The following is a 6,998-nucleotide window of genomic DNA, read 5'->3' as shown; positions in this document are numbered from 1 at the left end:
CGTAATATGGTTCGCTTTTGTTACTCTAAACCCCTCGATGTACTCGAAGAGGCGGTGGAGCGAATTCGACGTTTATGATATAATAGTGAGAATTATGACAGAAGGAGGGATTAATGTTGAGTGTGCAAATTAACAATCCTGCGGTCGCACATTTAGAAAAAAAACCTTCATTTATCGTATCTTCTATGGATGAAGCCCGTGCACGTGTAGAGAATGCACGAAATTCCGATGATACTCTTTCTGAAGAAGAATACAAAAGCGATATGGAAGCCTTTTGGAAAACCGTGTAATTCGGATTGTTCGTAATAGAAAATTCACTATTCAACTTCAAAATATTCTCCGTTTTATTGCTCTTGATAAACGTTCCGCCGCACTTGATTTTCAGCATGATTTGGATGCAAAATTTCAGCTTTTAAAAATCCAACCGATGATAGGGCGAGTATCGTTATATGCGGATGATGAGAATGTACGTGATCTTATCTACAACGGATATACCATCGTTTATGAGATTAAAGACGAACAGACGATTCGCATTTTGGAAATTTTCAAATGGCAAGATAAGCAGTGCTGAATATGTATCATGAACCTTTAAAAAATAAATTTAGTAAAAGGTAAAGAAAGAAAATGGCAGACATTATTGTTGGATTATTAGTAGTAAGTTTTACGATGTTTTTTTATTCCATGAACAGATATAAAACATTCAAATTATTAAACCGAGATGAAAGAGAAAAATACAAATTCATCGCGCGAAAAATGAAAGCTGAACGTACCGAAGAAGAGCAAGAATTTTATTTTCAAACGCAAGACTCATATTATAGTCTACAGATATCAAAGTATAGTTTTCTTTTAGCGATAATTTTAATCGTAGTTTATAGGTTTTACATCGTATTTTTATAATAAAGGATTTTAATTATGTCGAATAAATTTGTAGGTGCACACGTCTCTGCTAGCGGCGGTGTTTTTAACGCTCCGCTCAACGCAATGGCAATCGGTGCGAAGGCGTTTGCCCTCTTTACCAAAAACCAAAAACAGTGGGCGGCGAAGCCTCTCGATGATGAGACGATAGGACTTTTTAAAGATAATCTCGTCAAAAGCGGAATCCTTCCAAAACACGTGTTGCCGCACGATTCGTATCTGATTAATCTTGGTCATCCCGAAGAGGATAAACGGCAAAAATCGCTCGAAGCGTTTATTGATGAGACCCGCCGATGTATGCAGTTGGGATTGGATCGATTGAACTTCCATCCGGGGAGCCACCTCAAACAAATCAGCGAAGAGGAGTGCATTGATCGTATCGCGATGAGTATGAATGAAACGCTAAGTGTTACCGATAATGTCACTCTCGTCATTGAAAATACGGCAGGACAGGGCTCAAATCTCGGATGGAAATTTGAGCATCTTGCGGCCATCATCGAGCGTATTGAGGATAAAACGCGTGTCGGTGTTTGCATCGATACGTGCCATATGTTTACGGCGGGGTATGATATCCGCACCCGTGAAGCTTATGAAAAAACATGGTCAGAGTTTGATAAAATAGTCGGATTCAACTATCTGCGGGGGATGCACATTAACGATTCCAAACCCGATCTCGGCAGTCATGTCGACCGACACGATTCGATCGGAAAAGGTAAAATAGGGGTAGATGCTTTCGGCTTTATCATGAATGATCCGCGAATGGATGATATACCGTTGGTTTTAGAGACGATCGATGAGACCATTTGGGCACAGGAGATAGCGTTACTATATTCATTACAGGAGTGAGAATGAGATTTGCGGTACTACTGTCCGTCGCAGCAGCGGCAGCTATGGCGGGAGGCTATAAAGTGCCGAAGAATTTACTCTCCAAGCGATTGAAGTAAGTCCCTCTTTTGCGATACCGTTAAGCGATACACTCAGTTTCGAAGCAGGATTTAGGATTATCCGAACTGACGGTATCGTTAAAAGTAATACGGGAGCTCCACTCCAAATCTGATTTATCGGAGGGGATGTAAAATCCCCAATATTTATACAAGGACAGCATTGAAATTCTTAGTCGATTTTTTAGAAAATAAAACCATTGAAAAAACCCATATTTTTTCGCAGCTTAAATGTACGGTCGATGAAGCAAAAATCTTACAGCTTTTGACTCGCAAATTTTTACAGTCGCAAGAAGACGTGATTGTCGCCGAACTCCTCCAAGAGTTGTATGGGGCGGAGGACTACACCTATCTGGAACATTTCGGAGAAGTAAAAACCCTTCTCGAACTCGGATGGATCACCCATCACTCCTTTACTCCGCTTAAAATCAGCGATATGTCGCAGTTGGAACTTTATAATACCCCTGTCGCCCTCACATCGGTATTTATGAAGCTCCTCGAAGAGGGGTCGTTGGAGATGACCCTTCCTGACATCAAACCCTACGCCGATCATTTGGAGTATTTGCAAGATCAGTTTTTCCGTATCGAGCTGTATCAGAAGATGTCGATTATTCGCCATAACGGCAATGAGCACTCACTCGGGATCAACCGCATCCAAAACAAACTCGATCTCCTCGAAAAACGGATCGATGAGCGGATTGCGCAAACATCACTGGATGTGGTGTTGGACCGTTTTTTCAAACAAAAAAAGCTCGAACCCAAAGAACAGGTGATTTTTTTAGCACTGCTCAAAGAGGAATACAGTGCAACCGAGGGGAACCTGAGAGAGATGAATACCCTCATCGATTTAATCAGTTTCGATGATTATGAGCGGATCAAAAACCGTGCCCTTCTCGAAGACGGTTCACGCCTCATCAGCGACGAAGTGATCGATTATGAGGAGATGCTCAACCCGTTCGGCGGTATCTCCAGAGCATTTTACATTGTCGATGAGGTACTGCAATCGATCATGCATCCGCAGAAAAAGAAAAAAGTACGTAAACTCAAACTCGATATGCTCATCAAAGAACAGGAGATTTTCGAACTGATCGAACCGACCACCTCTTTAGATAATGTCGTGTTGAATCCGTCGACAGAACAGACCCTCTCAAACCTGATGCGTCAGCTCGATCGTGAAGTGATTGCACGGCTCCATGAATGGGGAGTCAAAGATAAAAAAGCGGGGATTGACGCTCGGATTATTTTTTACGGCCCTCCGGGTACGGGTAAAACATTGACGGCGCATTCGTTGGCACGTTCGTTGAAGCGTCAAGTGCTCAGTTTTGACTGTTCCAAAATCCTTTCGATGTACGTCGGAGAATCGGAAAAAAATGTTCGAAAAATTTTCGATACGTATGCCGATTTGACCCGTCAAACCAAAACGGAGCCGATCTTGCTCCTCAACGAAGCGGATCAATTCCTCTCATCCCGTTCATCAGGGGTAGGATCATCTGCCGATCAGATGCACAATCAGATGCAAAACATCTTTTTGGAACAGATAGAGAAGTTTCAGGGGATTTTGATTGCGACGACCAATCTTCTCGAAAATATCGATCAGGCATTTTCGCGTCGATTTAACTACAAGATTGAGTTCAAAAAGCCTGATCAAAAACAGCGCATTATGTTGTGGAAAATGATGCTCCCGAAAAATGCGCCGTATGAAAGCGGATTTGAGATTGATAAACTCGCTTCATATCCTCTCACCGGAGGGCAGATTAATCTGATCGTCAAAAATACCGCCTACAATGTTGCCGCACGCTCCGAGGGGATATTCAAGCTGGATGATTTTATTGTTGAAATCCAAAAAGAGCGTTCGGGAAGTTTTGATGGGGAAAAATCGGTGGGCTTTATTAACCGATAATACTACAATGTGTTCATATGCTTTAATGAGTAGCAGTTCCTCTGCTATGGAAGCATTGAATTACTCCAAATATTAGACTTCTTTTGTTCCGATTTGATACTAATCCTTTTAATGTGTTACAAAATATAACATTTACAGCTAAAACCCAATAGTATGGTGTTTCCTATTGTGACAGAGCAATATAAATATCGGATTGATAAGGGTTTGTTTAATTCTCTTTTTGTTATAGTATAACAACTGTTTTTATAAAAACGTATAACGTGGCAGAGTTGCGCTTTGCTGCGGGATATGCCATTAACCATAAAAAGGTCGGAACTATGGAGCATTACAACGTAGCAAATCCCTATTTCGGGGTATTTGTACTGTTTGTGTTAACGTTTGGCGCGTTTTACGCGACTACGGTGATCGCACGCCTTGCTAGTCGCGCATTGGCGGCCAAAAATACGGAGAAAATAAAACTGACGGTATACGAATGCGGACCGGAAGTGACGAAGCAACCGAACCGTATATCGACGCAGTTTTACCTTTTCGCGTTGTTGTTTTTACTGTTTGATGTGGAAATTGTATTTATGTTTCCATGGGCGATTGATTTTAAAGTACTCGGCTGGTTCGGTTTCGCGGAGATGATGATGTTCATCTTATTGCTGGCTATCGGTTTTGTTTACGCATGGAAGAAAGGGGCTCTCGAATGGCACAACATCAAGTAAATTATCTCAAAGACGGCGGACTTCCCGTCGCATTGACGACAATCGACAAAGTGGTCAACTGGGGTCGATCGAATTCTCTTTGGGCATTGACGTACGGTTTGGCGTGTTGCGGTATCGAAATGATGGCTTCGGGTGCATCACGGTATGACTTCGACCGTTTCGGGACAATTTTCCGTGCTTCTCCGCGTCAGGCTGAACTGATGGTAGTTGCCGGTACTTTGACGAAAAAACATGCCGAGTTTATCCGCCGTTTGTACGATCAAATGACCGAGCCGAAATGGGTTATTTCGATGGGTTCGTGTGCGAATACGGGCGGTATGTTCAATACCTACGCAACCGTTCAAGGGGTTGACCGTGTTATCCCTGTAGATTTGTACCTTCCAGGATGCGCTCCGCGCCCTGAAACATTGCAGTATGCGGTATTGTTGCTCCAACAAAAAATTCGACGTGAGAGCGCATCTCGTGCTCAAAAACCAAAAAGGCTGATGTAATGAGAGCATACACTCCTAAAGACGACGTACAGAAAAAACCCTATTACACCGACCGTTATTGGGTTGCTCCGCAAGTAGCGAAAAGCGATGTTTCCGAAGATGCGGTTTTTGCAGCTGATCTTGAAGTGATCAAAGCGAAGTTTGACGTGTTGGATGCGTACATCCAAGTAGGACAAATGGTAGTCGTGATCAATGCAGCGGATAATTTTGGCGTACTTGAACTCATGAAAAATGAGCTTGAGTATAACCAACTCTCCGAACTCTCAGCGATCGATTGGCTCGCACAAGAGGGAAAATTTGAGATTTTCTATCAAATGCTCAGTATGTCCAAACGCAAACGGGTTCGTATCAAATGCAAAATCGACGAAAAAGAATCGATTCAAAGTGTTGAAAAACTGTTCCGTTCAGCAGACTGGTCTGAGCGTGAAATGTATGATATGTTCGGTGTCGTCATTAACAACCATCCGTATATGAAACGTATTTTGATGCCGGATGACTGGGAAGGGTTCCCGCTCCGTAAAACATATCCGCTTCAAGGGGATGAGTTCGCACAATGGTACGAAGTTGACCGTATTTTCGGCAAAGAAGCGCGCGAGATTATCGGACCTGAAAATCGCGATCCTGCGCGCATTGATCGTTACGATACCGAACGTTTTGCCCGATTGGGTCACGAAGTTCCTCGCGGTGCGGACATTAGCCAAGGCGAGCCGGAAACACCGTTGTGCTACCAAGAGAATGAGGGTGTATTCCTCATTCAAAAATTTGACGCAGAAAAAAGCGTTGTGATCTCTGATCGCGATCGTTAAGGAATTACAGTATGCAACAAGCCAATAGATTACGACCTTTTTTTGAAAACATCACCTTTGATCGTGATGACAACGAACTGATCCTCAACTTCGGTCCGCAGCACCCATCGGCGCATGGACAGCTCAGACTCATGCTTCATTTGCAACAAGAACAAGTTACAAAAGCCCATCCGGATATCGGATATCTCCATCGTGGTATGGAGAAAATGGCAGAGAACATGATCTACAACGAGTTCATGCCGACGACGGACCGTATGGACTATATCGCTTCGAGTGCGAATAACTACGGATTTGCTTTAGCGGTAGAACGTCTTATCGGTCTTGAAGTACCGCGCCGTGCGAAAGTGATCCGCATGATGCTGCTTGAAACGAACCGATTGATGTCACACCTTTTCTGGTTGGCGACAACGGCGCTTGATATCGGAGCGATGACGGTATTCTTGTTTGCGTTCCGTGAGCGTGAATATTTGATGGATTTGATCGAAGATTACTGCGGTGCCCGTTTGACCCATGCTGCGATTCGTATCGGCGGAGTGCCGCTCGATTTGCCGGATAACTTTATCGGCGACTTGCGTAAGTTCCTCGACAAACTACCGGAAAACATCAAAGACTATGAAGACTTGCTTGATAGCAACCGCATCTGGAAAATGCGTATGGAGAACGTCGGGGTTATCTCAAAAGAGATGGCGCTTAGCTGGGGATGTTCAGGGATAATGCTTCGCGCTTCGGGTGTTGAATGGGATATCCGTAAAGAAGAGCCGTACGAACTTTATGATGAAGTGGAATTCAATGTTCCGGTATCTGACAAAGGGGACAACTACGCCCGCTATAAACTTTACATGGCTGAAATGCGCGAATCGGCGAAAATCTTGTACCAAGTGCTTGATATGTACGAAGGGACAGGTCCTGAACTGATGGCACATGCACCGCAGTATATTTCAGCACCGAAAATCGACATCATGACCCAAAACTATTCGTTGATGCAGCACTTTGTCCTTGTGACACAGGGGATGCGTCCTCCGGTAGGTGAGGTGTATGTGGCGACGGAATCACCGAAAGGGGAGCTTGGATATTATATCAACTCTCAAGGGGGTGCCTATCCGTACCGTCTCAAACTACGTGCGCCGTCATTTTGGCACACTGGGATTTTGACCGACTTGTTGCCGGGTCATTATATTCCGGACGTTGTATCAATCATCGGGACGACCAACATCGTCTTCGGTGAAGTAGACCGCTAA

At 43.9% G+C, this 6,998-nt stretch carries 8 protein-coding genes; all 8 read left to right on the top strand.

All coding sequences use genetic code 11. From position 1 onward, the window contains the following. Positions 1–113 precede the first annotated feature (113 nt). Positions 114–290 carry a hypothetical protein gene (locus tag JHC35_RS03390; RefSeq protein ID WP_295041991.1) on the top strand — a complete coding sequence of 59 codons (177 nt, stop codon included), beginning with the start codon at positions 114–116 and terminating at the stop codon, positions 288–290. Next, complete coding sequence (locus tag JHC35_RS03385; protein ID WP_295041989.1) at positions 275–571, top strand: type II toxin-antitoxin system RelE/ParE family toxin; 297 nt, start codon at positions 275–277, stop codon at positions 569–571. Before JHC35_RS03390 ends, JHC35_RS03385 begins: the two co-directional genes overlap by 16 nt. A 341-nt stretch (positions 572–912) precedes the next feature. After that, positions 913–1,761, top strand: coding sequence for a deoxyribonuclease IV (nfo, locus tag JHC35_RS03380; RefSeq protein ID WP_295041987.1), 849 nt, complete (start codon positions 913–915; stop codon positions 1,759–1,761). 258 nt (positions 1,762–2,019) lie between these two features. Beyond that, entirely contained in the window at positions 2,020–3,756 is a 1,737-nt protein-coding gene (locus JHC35_RS03375; RefSeq protein WP_295041985.1) for an AAA family ATPase, read from the top strand. A gap of 317 nt (positions 3,757–4,073) precedes the next feature. Next, complete coding sequence (locus JHC35_RS03370; protein ID WP_295041993.1) at positions 4,074–4,463, top strand: NAD(P)H-quinone oxidoreductase subunit 3; 390 nt, start codon at positions 4,074–4,076, stop codon at positions 4,461–4,463. Continuing rightward, positions 4,445–4,954, top strand: coding sequence for an NADH-quinone oxidoreductase subunit B (locus JHC35_RS03365; protein ID WP_013459129.1), 510 nt, complete (start codon positions 4,445–4,447; stop codon positions 4,952–4,954). Before JHC35_RS03370 ends, JHC35_RS03365 begins: the two co-directional genes overlap by 19 nt. Continuing rightward, on the top strand, positions 4,954–5,760 hold the full coding sequence (locus JHC35_RS03360; protein WP_295041983.1) for an NADH-quinone oxidoreductase subunit C: 807 nt from the start codon (positions 4,954–4,956) through the stop codon (positions 5,758–5,760). The genes JHC35_RS03365 and JHC35_RS03360 overlap by 1 nt, the downstream gene beginning before the upstream one ends. Before the next feature lie 11 nt (positions 5,761–5,771). Then, positions 5,772–6,998: an NADH dehydrogenase (quinone) subunit D gene (gene nuoD / locus JHC35_RS03355; RefSeq protein WP_295041981.1), complete on the top strand. Its 1,227-nt coding sequence runs from the start codon at positions 5,772–5,774 to the stop codon at positions 6,996–6,998.

Source organism: Sulfuricurvum sp. (assembly GCF_022759005.1).
Classification (GTDB): Bacteria; Campylobacterota; Campylobacteria; order Campylobacterales; family Sulfurimonadaceae; genus Sulfuricurvum.
Note: the sequence above shows the minus strand (reverse complement) of the source record. Positions and strands in the feature narration are given on the sequence as shown.